At 61.7% G+C, this 17,639-nt stretch carries 15 protein-coding genes and 2 pseudogenes; 11 read left to right on the top strand and 6 right to left on the bottom strand.

Annotated elements, in window-relative coordinates; translation table 11 throughout:
- The first annotated feature begins 58 nt into the window (after positions 1-58).
- From ABIC35_RS21130 to ABIC35_RS21115, 4 genes are all read left to right on the top strand, one after another.
- A complete protein-coding gene (locus ABIC35_RS21130; protein WP_121080247.1) occupies positions 59-448 on the top strand; it encodes a nuclear transport factor 2 family protein in 390 nt (129 codons plus the stop codon).
- A gap of 89 nt (positions 449-537) precedes the next feature.
- Complete coding sequence (locus ABIC35_RS21125) at positions 538-699, top strand: hypothetical protein (RefSeq protein ID WP_183049529.1); 162 nt, start codon at positions 538-540, stop codon at positions 697-699.
- 104 nt (positions 700-803) lie between these two features.
- Positions 804-3,212: a TonB-dependent receptor plug domain-containing protein gene (locus ABIC35_RS21120; RefSeq protein ID WP_121080033.1), complete on the top strand. Its 2,409-nt coding sequence runs from the start codon at positions 804-806 to the stop codon at positions 3,210-3,212.
- 194 nt (positions 3,213-3,406) lie between these two features.
- Positions 3,407-4,825: an ISNCY family transposase gene (locus ABIC35_RS21115; protein WP_121080032.1), complete on the top strand. Its 1,419-nt coding sequence runs from the start codon at positions 3,407-3,409 to the stop codon at positions 4,823-4,825.
- A 172-nt stretch (positions 4,826-4,997) separates the two neighbouring features.
- On the opposite strand, the gene ABIC35_RS21110 is transcribed toward ABIC35_RS21115, so the two are convergent.
- Entirely contained in the window at positions 4,998-5,384 is a 387-nt protein-coding gene (locus ABIC35_RS21110) for a response regulator (RefSeq protein WP_121080030.1), read from the bottom strand.
- Positions 5,385-6,379: 995 nt separating this feature from the next.
- Here ABIC35_RS21110 and ABIC35_RS21105 point away from each other — a divergent pair.
- The 3 genes and pseudogenes from ABIC35_RS21105 (at position 6,380) to ABIC35_RS21095 (ending at position 8,957) form a co-directional block, all read left to right on the top strand.
- Positions 6,380-6,934 (top strand): hypothetical protein, encoded by a 555-nt coding sequence (locus ABIC35_RS21105; protein WP_220667412.1) that lies wholly within the window; start codon positions 6,380-6,382, stop codon positions 6,932-6,934.
- Positions 6,935-7,167: 233 nt separating this feature from the next.
- Complete coding sequence (locus ABIC35_RS21100) at positions 7,168-7,758, top strand: hypothetical protein (protein ID WP_183049528.1); 591 nt, start codon at positions 7,168-7,170, stop codon at positions 7,756-7,758.
- 78 nt (positions 7,759-7,836) lie between these two features.
- Positions 7,837-8,957: pseudogene (locus tag ABIC35_RS21095) on the top strand (IS3 family transposase).
- 33 nt (positions 8,958-8,990) lie between these two features.
- On the opposite strand, the gene ABIC35_RS21090 reads toward ABIC35_RS21095, so the two are convergent.
- The gene (locus ABIC35_RS21090) at positions 8,991-9,323 is read right to left on the bottom strand and encodes a hypothetical protein (RefSeq protein ID WP_121080026.1); all 333 of its coding nucleotides are present in this window, start codon (positions 9,321-9,323) and stop codon (positions 8,991-8,993) included.
- A 336-nt stretch (positions 9,324-9,659) separates the two neighbouring features.
- Here ABIC35_RS21090 and ABIC35_RS21085 point away from each other — a divergent pair, with 336 nt between their 5' ends.
- Positions 9,660-10,337 carry a hypothetical protein gene (locus ABIC35_RS21085; protein WP_354278592.1) on the top strand — a complete coding sequence of 226 codons (678 nt, stop codon included), beginning with the start codon at positions 9,660-9,662 and terminating at the stop codon, positions 10,335-10,337.
- A gap of 238 nt (positions 10,338-10,575) precedes the next feature.
- On the opposite strand, the gene ABIC35_RS21080 is transcribed toward ABIC35_RS21085, so the two are convergent.
- Both ABIC35_RS21080 and ABIC35_RS21075 read right to left on the bottom strand, forming a co-directional pair.
- Positions 10,576-10,968: a hypothetical protein gene (locus ABIC35_RS21080; RefSeq protein ID WP_147425997.1), complete on the bottom strand. Its 393-nt coding sequence runs from the start codon at positions 10,966-10,968 to the stop codon at positions 10,576-10,578.
- A gap of 575 nt (positions 10,969-11,543) precedes the next feature.
- Positions 11,544-12,266 (bottom strand): annotated as a pseudogene (locus ABIC35_RS21075) (IS30 family transposase); the annotation flags it as partial.
- A gap of 1,171 nt (positions 12,267-13,437) precedes the next feature.
- Between ABIC35_RS21075 and ABIC35_RS21070 the strand changes: the two are divergent.
- The 3 genes from ABIC35_RS21070 to ABIC35_RS21060 all read left to right on the top strand — a co-directional run bounded on the left by ABIC35_RS21070 (position 13,438) and on the right by ABIC35_RS21060 (position 15,567).
- Positions 13,438-14,241, top strand: coding sequence for a hypothetical protein (locus ABIC35_RS21070; RefSeq protein ID WP_147425995.1), 804 nt, complete (start codon positions 13,438-13,440; stop codon positions 14,239-14,241).
- A 187-nt stretch (positions 14,242-14,428) separates the two neighbouring features.
- Positions 14,429-14,863 (top strand): tetratricopeptide repeat protein, encoded by a 435-nt coding sequence (locus tag ABIC35_RS21065; RefSeq protein WP_121080018.1) that lies wholly within the window; start codon positions 14,429-14,431, stop codon positions 14,861-14,863.
- A 353-nt stretch (positions 14,864-15,216) separates the two neighbouring features.
- Complete coding sequence (locus ABIC35_RS21060) at positions 15,217-15,567, top strand: helix-turn-helix domain-containing protein (RefSeq protein ID WP_121080016.1); 351 nt, start codon at positions 15,217-15,219, stop codon at positions 15,565-15,567.
- 17 nt (positions 15,568-15,584) lie between these two features.
- Here ABIC35_RS21060 and ABIC35_RS21055 read toward each other — a convergent pair whose 3' ends face one another.
- A complete protein-coding gene (locus ABIC35_RS21055) occupies positions 15,585-15,860 on the bottom strand; it encodes a hypothetical protein (protein ID WP_147425993.1) in 276 nt (91 codons plus the stop codon).
- Between the two features lie 854 nt (positions 15,861-16,714).
- On the bottom strand, positions 16,715-17,611 hold the full coding sequence (locus tag ABIC35_RS21050; protein WP_121080012.1) for a LysR family transcriptional regulator: 897 nt from the start codon (positions 17,609-17,611) through the stop codon (positions 16,715-16,717).
- Positions 17,612-17,639: the final 28 nt, after the last annotated feature.

Below are 17,639 nucleotides of genomic sequence, written 5' to 3'. Positions count from 1 at the left end.
CGGTTGGGCGCTTGCGGCGGGCTTGCCGATCGTGCGGCCAGCGGTAGAGCGGATGGTGATGCAGACCTCACCCGAACTCGCCATCCGCATGGCCCGCGCCGCCTTCAACCGCGCGCTGGCGGCGGCCGACCTCGCCGCGATCAGACCGCTGCTCGCGCCGGACGTGGTGCTGGTCGCCGGGACCGATAGCGCGATGATCACCGGGCGCAAGGCCCAGCTCCAGGCGTGGAAGCACGAGTTCGCCGCCCGCGCGCGCAGCGTCTACAGCCGGATTCCGGAGACGGTGCTCGTCTCGCCCGTCGCCCCGATCGCCTTCGAGCATGGCCAGTGGCAGGGCGTGGCGGCCTCGGACGGGGCGGTGCAGGCCAGCGGCAGCTACACCGCCAAGTGGCGCGAAATCGGCGGCGCCTGGGTCATCGAAGCCGAACTCTACCTGACGCTCGCCTGAGCGAACGCCGCGGAACGAATGGCGCGCCGCATCGGTTGAAGCGGTTACCTCCGCCCTGTGGGACGCGCTGCCGTTCCGGGAGACGCGCCATGCCCAGTTCCCGTTCCTTCTTCGAACGCCGTGCCCAGGAAGAGCGCGCCCGCGCCGCCTCGTGCGGCAACCCGGTCGCCGCCGCGGCCTTCCGCCGGCGGGCAGAGGCCTTCCAGCATCGCGCCAACGCGCAGTTCGAGGATGCCTTCGACCTGCGATGAGGCGACGCGCGCTGCGTTTCGGCCCCCCAATCTTTTCTTTCCTGCATTCCTAGCTGGAAGATGGGAAATCGTCCGTCGACAAGAATGAGATCAAGGGGTTGACCATGCGTACCTTCCGCCACGCGCTGCTGATCGCAGCCTCCACCGCCGCATTGGTTCCCGGCGCCGCCCAGGCGCAGCAGGCCAGCCCGGAGCCCGCGCAGACCGACGCGGCGGTAGGCGGCGGCGACGAGATCGTCGTCACCGGTACGCGCAGCCAGGGCCGTTCGCGGCTCGATACCGCATCGCCGGTCGATGTGCTGAGCAGCGAGGCGCTGGGCCGCCAGGGCACCACCGAACTGGGCGCCGCCGTTGCGGCGGTCGCACCGTCGATCGACTTCCCGCGCCCCTCCGCCACCGACGGTACCGATGCGATCCGCCCCGCGACGCTGCGCGGCCTGTCGCCCGACCAGGTGCTGGTGCTCGTCAACGGCGTGCGGGTGAACAGCTCGGCGCTGCTCAACATCAACGGCTCGGTCGGGCGCGGCTCGGCGGCGGTGGACCTGAACACCATCCCGACCGCGGCGCTGGAGCGGATCGAGGTTCTCCGCGACGGCGCCTCGGCGCAATATGGCTCGGACGCGATTGCCGGTGTGATCAACCTGCGGCTGCGCGAGGCCCGCTCGGGCGGCGCCGCCTCGGCGACCTACGGCATCTACCACACGGACATCGACACCGCGCGCGGCAGCCGCTCGACCACCGGCGAGCCGGCCTTCACGGCCTCGGTATGGCAGGGCTTCGGGCTCGGCGACGACGGGTTCGTCACTGTCACCGGCGAATATGTGAACCGCCAGGCGACCAACCGCGCCGACTTCGACCCGCGCGTCACGCCCACCCGCGTCACCGGCCGCTTCGGCGATCCGCAGGTCGAGCAGTACACCGGCACGATAAATGCCGGGAAGGGCATTGGCGGCGGCTGGAGCCTCTATGGCTGGGGCAGCTACCAGGACCGCGACACCCGCAGCGCCGCCTTCCCGCGGCTGGCCAGCGCCACGACCACGCTCGCCGGCTATCCGGACGGCTTCCTGCCGATCATCAACACCAAGTCGACCAATGCGGTCGGCGCGGTGGGGGTGAAGGGGGATCTCGGCGACTGGGGCATTGACCTGCACGCCGGCTATGGCCGCAACAAGATCGCCTACCGTACGCGCAACTCGGCCAACTATGCCTATGGCGCGGCGACACCGAAGAATTTCTACGATGGCGCGCTGATCTTCGACCAGTGGGTGGCGGGCCTCGACGTGCGGCGCAAGTTCGACGTCCTCCAGTCGCTCAACCTGGCCTTCGGTGCCGAGGGGCGGCGCGAGGGCTACAAGATCACGCCGGGCGAGGCGGCTTCCTATGACGCGCCCGCCACCGGCGCGGTCGCCGGTGCGTCGCCGGGCGCACAGGGCTTTGGCGGCTTCGCGCCGGTCAACGCGGTCGAGCGCTCGCGCCGCAGCGTCTCGGGCTATCTCGACCTCGAGGCGCAGGTGACCCAGGCGTTCCTCGTCGACGTCGCGGTGCGCGGCGAGCATTATTCGGACTTCGGCGACACCGCCAACGGCAAGCTTTCGGCGCGCTACGACGTGGCGCCGTGGTTCGCGCTGCGCGGCACCGTCTCCACCGGCTTCCGCGCGCCGAGCCTGCAGCAGCAATATTTCACCTCGATCGCGCAGGTCGTCCAGAACGGCACCCCGATCCTCACCGGTACCTTCCCGTCGACCGCGCCGGTGGCGGCGGCACTGGGCGGCAAGCCGCTCCGGCCGGAGAAGTCGACCAATTTCTCGGTCGGCACGGTGATCCGTGCGGGCGACTTCGACCTCAGCGTCGACGCCTATGAGATCCGCCTGCGCGACCAGCTCGGCCTGTCCGAGAACATCCAGGCAAGCTTCAGCCCGCAGGTCGCGGCGATCCTCACGCCCTTCAACGTGCCGTCGGCGCGGTTCTTCATCAACGGCCTGCGCTCGCGCACCCGCGGCATCGATGCCGTCGCGCATTACCGGCTGGGCAACGCCGCCGATCCGGCGGGGTCGTTCGACTTCATCCTGGCCGGCAACGTCAACGAAATCGTGGTGACCCGCGTGCCGACCAACACGGCGACGGTGAACCCGGCGCCGGTGCTGTTCGCCCGCAGCCGCGTGCTGACGATCGAGCAGGGCACGCCGGGCGAGAAGGTCACCGGCACGATCGACTGGGCGAAGGGGCCGGTGGGGCTCACGCTGCGCGGCACCTATTATGGCGACGTCAACCAGCCGGGCACGACGCCTGCGGCAGACATCCATACGGGGCAGCACCTGATCAGCGACCTCGAACTGCGCTTCCAGCCGCGCAAGGGCGCCCAGATCGCGCTCGGCGCAAGCAACCTGTTCGACGTCTATCCTGACCGCTCGATTCCAGCGAACAATTCGACTGGCGTGGTGGGCTTTCCCTATTATTCGCCGTTCGGGTTCAACGGGCGCTATCTCTACGCCCGGCTTGGCGTGAACTGGTAAGGCCTCTGCATGGCGGTGTCCGCTCGCAGCCGGAATTTTCGGTAATTTTACATAAGATAGATTATCGATCGAAGGTCTATGGTGGGGCTGTAAGCGCAACGTACAAATGTCACTCTTCCGCCAGATAGAGATGTCACAATCTCTGGTCGGCACCTTCCGAGTGGCATGCCGCCCGAGCAATTGGGGGCACGCTGATGACGGTGGTCGCGATGAGCCGGAGCGAGTTGTCACGGTACGAAACGCTGGAGCGGGTCGAGCGCGGCGAGATTACCGCACGCGAGGCCGGCGATCTGCTCAGGCTATGCCGGCGCCAGGTCTATCGGCTGCTCGACCGGTTCCGCGCTGACGGCGCCGCTGGCCTGATATCCCGGAAGCGCGGTCGGCCGAGCAACCGCCGCTTGAGCGAAATCTACCGCGAGCAGATCCTTGGCATCGTCCGCGAGCGCTATGCCGATTTCGGCCCGACGCTGGCGGCTGAGTATCTGGCCGAGCGCCACGGCATCACGCTCTCGCACGAGACGCTGCGGCAGCTGATGATCGACGCCGGCCTTTGGAAACCCAAGGCCGCCAAGCGTGCCAGGCTTCACCAGACCCGAAACCGGCGTGAGCGCCGCGGCGAGCTCATCCAGGTCGACGGGTCGGACCATGACTGGTTCGAGGGCCGCGGCCCTCGCTGCAGCCTGCTGGTCTATATCGACGACGCCACCAGCGAGCTGATGCACCTCGAGATGGCGGAGAGCGAGAGCGCCCTCTCCTACCTGCAGGCAACCCGCACCTATCTAGAGCGGCACGGCAAGCCGATTGCCTTCTATTCGGACAAGCACAGTGCCTTCCGGAACAACCGCGCAACCGCCGACAGCGACGGCATGTCACACCTCGGTCGCGCCCTCCACAAGCTCGGCGTAGAGATCATCTGCGCCAACTCGCCCCAGGCCAAGGGGCGGGTCGAGCGGGCCAACAGCACGCTCCAGAACCGCCTCGTCAAAGCGATGCGGCTTGAAGGCATCTCCTCGATCGAAGAGGCCAACACCTTCCTCCCCTCTTATCTCTTGCGCCACAATGCTCAGTTCGCCTGCCCACCTGCAGATCCCCGGGACGCGCATCGGCCGCTCGCGCCGCACGAGAACGTGGAAGCCGAGATGGTCTGGCGCGTAGAGCGCTCCGTCACCGGCGCTCTGGCGCTCCACTACAACAAGGCGATGTTCATCCTGGAGCCGACGCCGCTAGCGCGGACGCTGGCCCGCAAGCGCGTCCACGTATGCGAATTTCCCGATGGACGTATTGAGGTGCGGCACGGCGAAGTGGTCCTGCCCTACCGGGTCTACGACAAGATGCAGCGGGTCAACCAGGCCGAGATCGTCGAGAACAAGCGCCTCGGGGCAGCGCTGGCTATGGCGGCCGCAATCCAGGCTGTGACGCCTCATCATCAGCAAAGGAACAACAACGCGCCGGCGCGAGACTCACGCTCGGTGGGCGTTTTCGCGACGCCGCGCGTGGCTCTGGGTGAGGGCCGATTGGGGACCGAGCCCCCAAAGCGGCGGGGAAGACCATCGCTCCCCCGCGTCAAGCGTCAGCTGGACACCGTCGCGGAGGAAGAGCAGAGTGTCCGCTGATGATGGGAAAGCTGCCGGTCTGCTTTCGCCCAGTTTCGGTCATTCGCGGCAGCGGTTCACCCAGATCCAGACAAGGTCGATCAGCTTGAGCCTAAGAATAAAGGTGTCAAGTCTCGACCGCATGGAGCTCAAGCATGTTTCTGGAAACTCGAAAAAATGCCGGAAGGCAACGTCAAAGGCCGGTGCTAGCCTCGTTGATCAGCGTGGAGATCGCAGTCAGAAGCTGTGCCGGAGCAAACGGCTTTTGCACCAGAATGCTTTTGGGAACCCCTTGAGCCGCCCAGTCTTCCGCGCTCTCCGCCGTCATATAGACGACCGGCATCGTAGGTTTCAGCTCTCTCGCGCGACGGGCAACGTCCCATCCTGTTGAACCGGAGCCAAGGCGCACGTCAGTGATCAACCCGGCGATGGTTTCTGCATCAGCTTCGAGGATTCTGATAGCATCCTCTGCGTTACTTGCGTCTAGAACCTCAAACCCCCCGTCCTGCAAGCTATCCTGGGCATTAATTAGAAGCATCGGTTCATCCTCTACGAGAAGGACGAGAATCGAGTTTGTCATTATGTGCTTCTTTCATGGGATCTGCAGGCTTAAGCCCTACGACGGTAGGTTGATTTTTCGCTCGCGTTCTTGAGGTAGGTGGTGGGCTGCGGCCGCAGCAGTCAGGAATACTACTCTTGATCTGCATCACATAACTGCGAGCGAACACTCGGACGCGCACCTTGTTCCGCGTAGGGAACAACCGACCTGGAGGCATGCGTCCCAATTTGGATCAGTGCGATTGCCCGGTCCCGTCGTAACGAAAAGGCACTTGGAGAACGTCGCGCTTCGCAGGCGGTCGCTTCGGTGAAGAAAGCGGACAGGCAGCTCCCGCCCACTTGCGGACCTTCGCGCAACCGCTCAATCTCGCTGCTATACAACGTCAGGAGGAGAAGAAGGGGATGGCTGCACTTCGGCAGGTTATCGGCGGGGCGGGTTTCATCTGTGGTGCAATATTTGCTGCATCTTATTGGAAACTCATTCACATCAGCCTAGCGCTAGAAAACGGTTTTATGGTCTGCTTCTGTGCTACTCTCCTTGCCCTGAACGTTGTTGAGCTGTGGGCTGATAGAAAAGCGCGCACTCGAAAAGCGTAACGGACGGCAGCTTCCCACCCATTTTCCGTAATGGTGGCTCCTGCTCACGAGCGGACGTTGACATTCTAAACTATTGGGGCGCCATGGTTTGTTCGGACCTCCACCAATACACGAGAGCCCCTTGGGAGATTTGACGGCAACCGCCGAGCGAAAGCTTCGATGGGCAAGGCAATACGAGGTAGCGGCGCGCTGGCTCAGCTACAGCGGAATGGCCATCATCGGGCTGGCGGGTTTTATGGGATCATTTGCGACCGCTCTCGCTGGCGTTTGCTTAGCGATGCCGGCGGCATGGATTTTCAACTTAAGGTGTCCAGCGTGTGCCTGGCTCATCTATCGAGATCATGGATCTGCCAAAAGGCATGCTCAGGATCAAATGCTGGCGCCGCTTTACGCAAAGCAACTCTGGCATCAGCCGTCTGCGTGCACCAGATGCGCTTTGCCACTCCACACAGCCAAAAGGCTGTGAAGCAACGTCCGCTTCCCACCCATTTTCAGCCGCTGACCGCCGCGCCTGACCCAGGAGCTGCTGTTCCGCTTCGGATGGAAAAGCAGCCGGTCTGCTCCCGCCCCAATTGCAGCCGTTCGGCGTTGAGCTATCATTCGAGCATGGATGCTACCGGTGCGAACGCAGATATGGTCGTCGCGAAGATCGACGACGGGGTTCTTGCACCGAGGAGCCAGAAGGTCGTTCGCGCGCTTCACCGCTATATGCGACTGAGTGAAGCGGTTCAGCAGAGGGCCATGAGCATCTACGACCGTGGTGAGCAAGGCAAATATGGTGAGGAACTCGCCGGTGAGCTGTGGGCGCTTATCAAGAGCGCGCCCGCTGATCAGCAAAGCGGCTTACGTCTCACCAGCCTTCTGATAAGCCCGGATGAAGCTGTGGATTGGCAACTCGCAGAATACCTAGTGCTATGGGCGCGCGAGCAGAAGCTATCTGAGCAGCAGATCATGGACGCTTTTCACGCACACTAAACGGCAGCTTTCCACCACTCCCGGCCATCGCGCCCAGTGCCCCGCCCGAAAGCCGCCGTTCCGCTCCCGCCCCAAGACCCGACGCTACCATAACGACTACGCGCATGCTGTCGTCTCATCTTGAGACAACAGCACCTCAGTTCATTGGTTTCAAATTCAAGGAAGGATTGGCATCTACTGCCTTATTGATAAGTCTTCGTACACATTCTATTCAAAAAAAATTGGGGGGGTATATGAAGCGCATCATCCTTGCGGCAGCTCTTGCTGGCTCCGGCATTTCCGCCTCAGCACCAGCTGCTACCATCACCTATCAGCTTGGTGGCAGCTTCGGCGGAAGCCTAAATGGCAAAAGCTTTGATTTTGATGCTGTTTTTACCGGGATTGGTGATCCGAAAAGCGGATGGAGCAGTATCGGTGCCCCCTATCGCGATCTGATGTCGTTAAGATTCGTCGTCGACGGGATTCCCTACTCATCGGCTGGTCCGGCGTATTTTTACGGCGACGGCGGCTTCCAGGATTCCGGCTTTGGCACGCTCTCAAGCGGCTACTTCATAGCGTTTTCGGGCCTGAATGGCTATGATGGCATTTCAAATCTAGCGAGCACGCCCGTTTCATTCGAGTTTCCAGCCGACCAGCCTCTATTAACTGATCACGGCGCTGTATATATCAATAGGGCTAGTGGCCTCACCTTCTCTGCAACTGTGTCAGGAGTTCCCGAGACCTCGTCTTGGGCTATGATTATTGGTGGGTTTGCTCTCGGCGGTGCGGCTCTTCGGCGGACCCGCCACAAGTTTGCCGTCACCTTACCCGAAGCGTGCGCATGAACAGGTGGCTGACAAGGTTTGACCTGCTCCCCAGAAATCATGCCATTGGTAAGTTAGCTCGTCAGTTGGAGACGAGTGATGCGGCGAAGCCGATTTACCGAGGATCAGATCATTGGGGTGCTGCGGGAGCATGAGGCTGGCGTGAAGACCGCCGACCTGTGCCGGAAGCACGGGATCAGCGATGCGACCTTTTACACCTGGAAGTCGAAATATGGCGGCCTGACGGTTTCGGACGCTGCCCGGTTGCGAGCGCTGGAGGACGAGAACCGCCGGCTGAAGAAGCTGCTGGCGGAGTCGATGCTCGACGTGTCGGCGCTGAAGGATCTGCTGGGAAAAAACTGACGCGGCCTGTGGAGCGCTATGCTGCGGTGGAGAAGCTGATGGCCGATCACGGTTTCTCCGAGCGTCGCGCCTGCAGGCTGATCGGGGTCAATCGGTCGGCGTGGCAATATGAGCCGCTTCGCGGGAAGGACGATGCTGTCCGCGAGCGGATGCGCGAGATCGCGAACGAGCGTCGTCGGTTCGGCTACCGACGGCTGGCGATCCTGCTGCGACGTGAAGGCAAGGGCATGAACCTGAAGAAGGTGTAGCGGCTGTATCGCGAGGAGCGGCTGACGGTGCGCAAGCGTGGCGGCCGCAAGCGGGCGCTTGGCACGCGGACACCGATGGCGATTCCGCAAGAACCCAACCAGCGCTGGTCGCTCGACTTCGTGTCGGACGCGTTGGCCTGCGGCCGGCGGTTCCGTATGCTGAATGTCATCGACGATTACAGCCGGGAATGCCTGGCCTGTATCGTCGACACGTCGCTGTCGGGCCGGCGGGTCGTTCGTGAACTGAGCGCCATCGCCGAACGTCGCGGGCTGCCGTGCATGGTGATCAGCGACAACGGTACCGAACTGACCAGTCACGCCGTCCTGGCCTGGTGCCAGGATACTGGGGTCGAGTGGCATTACATCGCGCCGGGCAAGCCGCAGCAGAACGGCTTCGTCGAAAGCTTTAATGGTCGCTTGCGCGACGAGTGCCTGAACGAGCACCTGTTCCCATCGCTGGCAGCAGCAAGACGGATCATCGAGGCATGGCGGACGGACTACAACACCGTGCGTCCGCACAGCAGCCTCGGCGGATTGGCACCCGCCGAGTTTACGAGCCGCCCCCGCAAAGGGCATAAGGACACCCGAGCTAAGTTATCCGCGGCCTGAAAACGGGGAGCAGGTCATTAGCCACGGAATTCATCAAAATGCGCTGATGATTGAATCAACGATGCCGCTATTCGCCGCCACCACTAGCGGCGTTGGGAGGGCAAGGAATAACGAGATCGCCCATGCCAAGCGCGTCGGCTTTTCGGTTCGTCTTAAAATTTCCGAAGCCAAGATCGCACTAAGTCCGAATATTAGCGGCACCAATATGAGAGCCTGCCATGCCGGTTTGAGATGGTCGAACATGTATGATGCGGCAAGGGCGCAGAAAAATCCGGACAACCAAAGGGCCACACGCAGTTGATTTTTGCTCGTAAACCAGCGCTTGAGTTTGTCCTCGGCCGAGCCGGGCTTAGCTATCCACCCCATGCCGGTAGCCTGCCTCCTTCCTCTATAAAGTGCAATGTCTGCTTCTGGGGCGTAAGCAGACTGGCAGCTTTCCCGCTTGGAGCGGACCGCCCGCGCTTTTGCAGTCTCTTCGAAGCATTGGCTATCTTGGTGTAAACGAGATGCTCTACCAACTGAGCTAACCGCCCGGTCACCCGCAGTGCTCGGAAATGTGCGCTTTGTAGCGTCGGTCAACACGCCATTCGTGAATAGAGCGGATACGAGCGGCAAAGTAAGGGACCAGCTGGACAGGACTATTCCCGGAGCTGGACACGACCTGTCTCTTCCGTATGCTGCGGGGAGAGAGAGCTAGGATACATGGACCGAGACCCAGGAGCTGACCGGCAGCTTTCAGGACCTGAACGAGCGCTGCAGGCGATGGCACCAGCCGCGCAATCAGAAGCACGGAAGAAGTTTGCTCGCCACAGGAGGGAGCGAGCCGTTGCGGGCGCCGCCGCAATGGACGGTCAAATGCTGTCATCTTCGGCTTGGCTGAATGCTTCACTTCTCGCAATCAACTCTGGTGGCGCGGTGGCGACTTTGAGCGCGGGAGACAAACTCGAAAGCCCAATTTACGCCGGCGCCTGCTTCTCAATCGGCATTGTGTTTGCAATGCTTTCAGCAACACTGATCCAGACCATCCAAGAGGCCGTTCATAACCCCATGGAAGGTATGATCGACTATTGGACTGAAGTTGAAATATGCGGGGAACCGGACGAGGAGCGTCAAGGAGCGCTGAGCCAAAAAATCGACCATGCGCATCGGCACAGCGCGGTTCCGCCCGCGCTCGGCTGGGTTTCCGGTGTTGCGTTCATGGTCGGGGTGATCTGCCTTGGAGCATCCGTGACCCGGCCCAGCAGTTACACTCTCAGCCAGTGCACCGCCCTGCAGCGGGACATGGGGAGGCTGGAACCTAAGCGCACAGACTCCCGCGAACTTTTCATTGCCCTCAAGTGCCCAGTGCAAGCGGCTGGACCTATTCAGTTCCGCCGCTAAAACCTAATCGCTGCATCGGGCGGGCTTGGGGGGGGTCGGCAGCTTCCGAACCGTCCACCTTTAGAGATGACCGAGATTGAGGCGGTAGCTGCCCTGGCTGAACATGGTGGGAAGCGGACATCGTGAAAGTCTGAAAAGAGGTTGAGAGGGTGACAGCGTGCCCTTTCCCGAAACCTTACCAAGACCGAACCTGTCCAGAGCTCCCTGCCACGTCGCATTTCGCTATGCTTGGCACCGCCTAAGTTATTTGCTGTAATGCTGTAAGCTTATTTAACAGCGTCCTATAGAATACCATTTCTGGCATCAGAAATGGCATCATGAAAATGGGTTGGAACTCGCGCGGGTGCATGAATCGCAAGGTAAGATACCAGTTTATCGCGGTGAAACCGGCAATGAGAACCCACGCTGTAAGCGTAAGTACCAAGCGATCAGATATGACTATCAAGATCATGGTCATCAAAGAAAGTATCGAGAACATGATCGCGTAATCTGAATATGAACTTTTCGAAAAATAGAGATAAATGAAATAGGTCGGTACGAGGCATGCAGCTGCGAGGCCAAAGGCATATCGGCCGAAGGGGTGGCGGTCCGGACTATCGCCTACTTCTTCGTTCGCGTTGTGCTCAGGCATGTGAGCCATCTCCTGCAGGCCTATCGTCAGCGGAAACATCACAAAGGGCGCGAGCGTCCGCAAGTGGGGCGGGAGCGGACCGGCAGCTTTTTCCTCCGAAGCGGAACGGCGGCTTCTGGTACGGGCGCGGCGCCGAACGGCTGAAAATGGGTGGTTAGCTGCCGTTCACGGATGGTCCGATTGGACCGGCATCAACCCGCACCTCGGTCTTTATGCGCTTGAACCCGGCACGAGCCGCCGAACGACGAGCAGTCTCGACGCATCGAGTTGGAGTGCTTGGGATGTGGGAAATGATAATCGTGCCTCGCCGATCAAATCGGCTTGCGAGGTCGCTCTGGAATTCGACCGCGGTGAGACCAGCATCCCCTGTCCAGAACCAGCATTCGCCCTCGGAGAAGGTCACTGCGGCTCCATAGCTGATTTCATGGTCCTGCAAGAATGCAGCCGTATAGCCGCCCGGAAGCAGCGCGAGCAGAGACAGTGCGAATATTAGGCCCATCGCCGGAGTTTGGACCACCTTGGCAATGTCTGCAATTGGGGCGGAAGCTGCCTGTCCGCTTTTCGTCGCCTTCCGGTCATGGATCCACCGGAACCGATAGCAAGTGAGCGTCCAGCTGCTGGCTCAAGCCCTCCTGCGGGGTTCGATAGCCGAGGCACTTGCGCGGCGTGTTGTTCAGCCGATCGACCATCCCTTGCAACTGCCGGTCAGATATCGCGGCGATGTCGGTGTCGAAGGGCAGAAACCGCCGGATGCGACCGTTGGTGTTCTCGACGCTGCCCTTCTGCCAGGGTGCTGGCGGCTTGCAGAAGTAGGACACGATGTTCAGCGCGCTGGCGAGCCTGGGATATCTCGCGAACTCGGTGCCGCGATCGAACGTGATGGAGCGTCGGAGGGGAGGGGGAAGGGAGCGAAGACGTCGCTCGATGCCGGTGATCACCTCGGTCGAGTGCTTGCTCGGGTTAGGGCACAGGATCGTGAAGCGGCTGCGCCGCTCGACGAGCGTGGTGAGGTTTGCTTTTCCATGAACCGCGCGGAAGGCGATCAGATCGCCTTCCCAGTGACCGAAGCTGCTCCGCTCGGCGATCTCCGGTGGACGCTGGGCAATGGTGTTCGCCTCGGGGATGCGAGCGGCGCGCGGCTTGCGCCCATAGCGCGATCGGCGCTTCTTTCTGGCCATCGGGAGCAGCTTCCACAGCCGTTGGCGCTTGCCGTCCTCACTATAGACGTACTGGTAGATCGTCTCGTGGCAGACGTTCCCCGATCCGGTGCGGTGGCGACGCAGATAGCCGGTGAGCTTTCCATTTGAAGTGCGAAAACGGCTGTAGCAGCAGGGGCTGCGTGGAGCCATCCTCCTAGCGCAGCGCTGCCCCTGCTGGTGCCCCACACTCCCGGCTCCTGTCCCCGGACCCGCTGCGCATGCAGCGGGCTCGGTCACGCCGCCTCAGCCGCTGATGCTCGTGTTATCGGGTAGGGCTTCGATGGCAGCTTCGGCAGAGAAAGCGGACCGGCAGCTCGCGCCCCAGTTGCGGTCATTCACATTGGCCGCCACAAGAGCAGCATGAGGCTTGCAAATCGGACGCTGCTTGGGCTTTGCCTCTGTGCATCAACTGCTGGTTGTGATGCCTACCTCCGCCTAGAGATCCTCAACGCTACCGAAGATGGCTTTAGCGTCGTTGTTGAGGGGCGTGACGCTCGGGTGGAGCCTGGCCTCAGCTATTCGGGCCCATACCCTTCTGGTGGATCAACTATCACGATTCGTACTACAAAATGTTCACGGGATTACACGACGCCCGAGCTTGATCAGCCGCCTTGGAAGTATTTGATTGGTCGGTCGGTCAAATTAAGAGCAATCTCATCTGGCGACCTTATCGCCTATCCGCCGACGCCTGACGCGGAAATAAAAGGCAATCCCCTACGAGCAATGCGGGATGGCGCAGTAATCCTCCACCCTCTGCGGACCACTTGCCGTCAATCGTGAGCGGCAGCCCGGTGTCCGCTAACCACCACTTGCCGCTACACCGTGACGCATGTGACACTGCTTGGATGAAAAGGGTATCCGCTGCGCTCATAGGGTCAGTGCTCATTTCGGCCTCAGGCTGTCACAGCCGAGAGCCGGAGATCTGCCGCTCCTCGCCGCCGGAGAGTTCCGAACAGTACGAGAGCTGGGAGAAAGATCTCTCAGCGGCCCACTGCGAGCGTCCGCCTGCAGACCGACCCGCTCCCGCAAATCTACCTCACGTCGCTAAGGGCGGCTGACGAGACCGCACGCGAGAACGGGACGTCCGCTTCCCACCCATTTCCCGCCGCTCAGCGCCGCGCCCGTGCCAGGAGCCGCCGGTCCGCTTCGGATGAAAAAGCTGCCCGTCCGCAAGCGCCCCAATAGTCGCCGTTCAGCCTAGCCACCTAGGCGGCCGCGCTTAAGCTTATTAGACCATGCCGGCGCGCATCGAAAAATGGGAGCGACAAGGATGATCGGTTTGCTGGCTGCGGCTTCTGCAATTTGCACTCCGTTTCCTGATGCTGATGTTTTGTGGGCGGACAAGTCGACGAGATGGGTCATCGTCGGCGAGGATCATGGTACAAATGAGCAGCCCGAGGCTTTCAGTGAAATTGTCTGCAGCGCCTCTGAACGCAGACGGGTTTTGGTAGCCCTGGAGCAACCAGTCTCGGAGCAAGCCGCGATCGACGCCTACATTCGCTCGAACGGTGGGCCTCAGGCGAAACGGGAATTCCTTAAAAGCCAGATTTGGCTGAACGGCTTCAAAGATGGTCGCTCAAGTACCGCCCAGTTCCAGCTTTTCGACAAATTGAGGGTTCTCTACAAAGCTGGCCGTATCGCCGGCGTCTTTGCCTTTCAACCTGTGACCGACATCGAAAGCGCTGGTGAGTACGAGAAGGTTATGGGGCTGAACGTCCGCAAGCTGTCCGAAGGCGGTAGCCTAGTACTTACGCTTGTGGGAAACGTACATGCGATGCGGACGCCGGTTTCTTTTTCGGGACCAGCGTACATGCCAATGGCGGGGACGCTACCCAAGAACGGCGTAGTCTCTGCGCTTCTGGTATCTAATGGTGGCGATCAGTGGGCTTGCACCTCGCCCACAGAATGCGGCGTGTCGATGGTCGGAAAGCCCGAAGAAGCTCAGTCCAAAAAGGCCATCCGCAAAGAACCTTCGTTATCACCGTACTCGGTCAAGATTTTCCTGGGATCACAAGCTACTGCGTCTCCGCCCGAGATCCCTCAGGCGAGCGACGGAAGTGCTCCCCCGCGCTGACTTTGCGTCCGCATGACCGGTTTCCACCCACTCTCGGTCATTCGGCCTAGCGGTCGAGCCAAAAGCCGTCACTCGCCTCTGGTCGCAGGCTAACTGCCCCTCCCAGCCCGAACCTCGCCGGGAGCGTCCGAGATTGGGTGGTTAGCCGACGTTGCCATCGACTCGCTAACCGCTATCCTCAGGTGTCATGAAAGCCATCGAACTGCCCTCCACCGTGCATGACGCGATCACCCATTTGTGTGCTGACGGCGACGTGCTTGCCGCCTCTGGCAAATTCGAGGAAGCAATTGCCGAGTATAATCGAGCATGGGAGATTTTGCCGGAACCAAAGAGCCAGTGGAACGCATCCACATGGATTTTGGCTGCAGTCGCCGACGCTGCATTTCTAGGGGGCTTCAAAACGTCTGCGCGTGAGGCACTTGAGTTTGCAATGGCGTGCCCGAACGCCATTGGGAATCCGTTTCTTCATCTTCGCTTGGGCCAGGTTCTACTCGACGCTGGCGAGCACGACCGCGCCGCGGACGAACTCATGCGGGCCTATATGGGGGCAGGACCGGACCTGTTCGCCTCAGAAGATGAGCGATACATTTCCTTTCTCGGTACTCGGGCGGCGCTAGACTGAGTGTCCGCTATTGCGGCGCGAGCTGCCGGTCCGCTCTCTCTGCCGAAGCTGCCATCGAAGCCCTACCCGATAGCACGAGGATCAGCGCCTGAGGCGGCGTGACCGAGCCCGCTGCGTGCGCAGCGGGTCCGGGGTCAGGAGCCGGGAGTGTGGGGCATCAGCGGGGGCAGCGCTGCGCTATGAGGAGGGCTCCACGCAGCCCCCGCTGCCAACGGCGTTTGTGCCATTTCTATCTTGCGGCTGAATGTGCCTTTTCTAATTGGCGGCAACAGGTCTATGGTGGGGCGGATTCCAAATGGAAGTGCGAAAACCTGGGCAATCTGCGGTGTTCAGCCGCTTGAGGGTTTCGCAGCATGCGCCATTATCGGCGTCTGAATCTGGACGAACGGCGACGTCTCTATCAGCTTCGGCAATCCGGCAGAAGTGTTCGTGAGGCTGCCACGGAGCTTGGCCGCCACGTGTCGACCGTTTACCGGGAGTTGAGCGGAACCGGCACCTGGATGACGAGGCGATGTTCCGCGGCTACTTTCCGACGGCTTGCGAATGACAAGGCAGCGGCGCGCCGGCGCCGAGGACTCAAGATTTCACTACCGATGTCCGCAATCCACCCAATCTCGGTCGTCGCCGGGAGGGTTCGAGCTAGAAGCGGACGTTTGCCTGGGGCGAGCACCGAACAACGGCTTTCGGCACGATCGCCCGACTGAACGGCCGAGAGTGGTGGTTAGCTGCCGTTCGCGTCAGCGTTCTCATGTGGCTGTGCCGAGGCGGCCCTGAGGGCCGCGCGCCCAATCAACGCAAGCAGGGTCCCAATTGCCCCACCGGCGGCCAGGAAGATAACGATAGCTATGTCAGAGAGCGGCTGGCCAGTGTTTCTGTTGTAGAGCGGAACACCGAAGACGAAATGTTCGACAGCCATCACAAGGGCAAGCAGCACGAACCCGCCGCCAATGAGGATCATATACTGCGGGATACGCTTAGCGGGATAAGCACTGCTCATCTCAGCGATACTGCTCCCATTCGGGAACGTCCTCAACAGGGGCGAGAGCCGCCATGGCGGAAATGGTGGGAAGCGTACGAACACTACCAATCGTCTCGTCTCTGCTCTGATCTATGTCGGTGCACTTCCCTAGCGGCCGAGTGCCACAAGCGCGTCTCGAAGTATTTTAGCTCTCTGCCCGACTTCTCATCGCCAGCCTTCGCTGCCCGCCTGAGCCAAGTGCGGTATCCAACCAGATCATTCCGGTTGAAACTGGAGATTGCGGCGTTTCGTGCCGCACGTGCATCGCCGTGACGGTATGCTCGGAGATAAAGTCCGGCGGCACTAAACCGATCCTGCGGAGAGCCGAAAGCTTGCAGGCTATCTCCCTCTGCGAACCAGTCTGCCAGGTCAATCATAGCATCTGTGTGTCCTCGCAAAGCTAGATGCCACATCATCGGCACCCACAATCCGGACGATTGACGGTGCTTGACGCGCAATGCCTTGAGATACAGCCGCCCCATCGGCGTGCCATCGTTAAGGTGACTCATCCACCCAACGTTGCACGGCATCGCCATGGCAGCAAAAGGGGCGAGAGCTGCCTGTCCGCTTTCTCGGCCGAAGCCGCCGTTGACGCCCTACTCGATAGCACGAGGATCGGCGTTCGAGGCGGTGTGACCGGGCCCGCTGCGTGCGCAGCGGGCCCGGGGTCAGGAGCCGGGAGTGCGGGGCATCAGCGGAGGCAGCGCTGCGCTATGAGGAGGGCTCCACGCAGCCCCCGCTGCCGACGGCGGTGTGCCATTTCTATCTTGCGGCAGAATGTGCCTTTTCTAACTGGCGGCAACATCTCTTCAACAGCGGTGCTGGGCAGTTGGCTAGCGACGAATAAAGTCAAGAAGGGCGCGAAGCGGCGGCGGCACGAGGCGACGACCGGAGTAATATAGAAAGGGGCCCGAAAAGGATTGCCACCAATCCGGCAGCACGGGTTCCAGCGAGCCGTTTTCCAGTGCCGGGCGCAGCCAGTCCTCGAACAGGTGAAGGATACCCCCGCCCGCGGCCGCCACATCAACCAGCAGATCCACTGCACCGGCGACGCTGGCAATAAGCTGCCCTCGCGGCTCGATCCGCACGATCTCGGTGCCGCGCTCGAACTCCCAGGGACTGGTCAGCGCACCGCTGGTGAAGCGGCCGCAAAGGCAGGCATGGTCGAGCAGGTCGCGCGGGTGGGTCGGTCGGCCGCGCGCGTCGAGATAGGACGGTGCCGCAGCGGTTGCGAAGCGCTGCACGCGCGGGCCGATCGGCACCGCGATCATGTCCTGCTCCAGCCGCTCGTCATAGCGGATTCCCGCGTCGCATCCCGACGCCACCAGGTCGACGAAACCGTCCTCGGCGACGATCTCGACGCGGATATCGGGATAGGCGGCAAGGAAGCCCGGCAGGATGGGCGGCAACACGAGCCGTGCCGCGCTGACCGGCACGTTCAGCCGCAGCGTGCCGGCCGGTCGGTCGCGGAACAGGTTGAGGACGTCGAGCGCGGCCTCGACCTCGCCCAACGCCGGGGCAAGCCGCTCGATCAGCCGGGTTCCTGCCTCGGTAGGCGTCACGCTGCGGGTACTGCGATGGAGCAGCCGCACGCCCAGTCGCGCCTCCAGTCGCCGCACCGCCTCGCTCAGCGTCGATGCGCTCGATCCGATGGCACGCGCCGCTTCGCGAAAGCCGCGCGCCTGCGCGACTGCCAAAAATGCGTTGAGATCGGCAAGATCGGCCTTCATTGTTCGGTTATCCGTACAGCCCGTGCAA

The sequence above is a fragment of the Sphingomonas trueperi genome (assembly GCF_040545965.1).
Classification (GTDB): Bacteria; Pseudomonadota; Alphaproteobacteria; order Sphingomonadales; family Sphingomonadaceae; genus Sphingomonas; species Sphingomonas trueperi_C.
The sequence above is the reverse complement of the archived record's forward strand: the minus strand, read 5'-3'. Positions and strand labels throughout refer to the sequence as shown.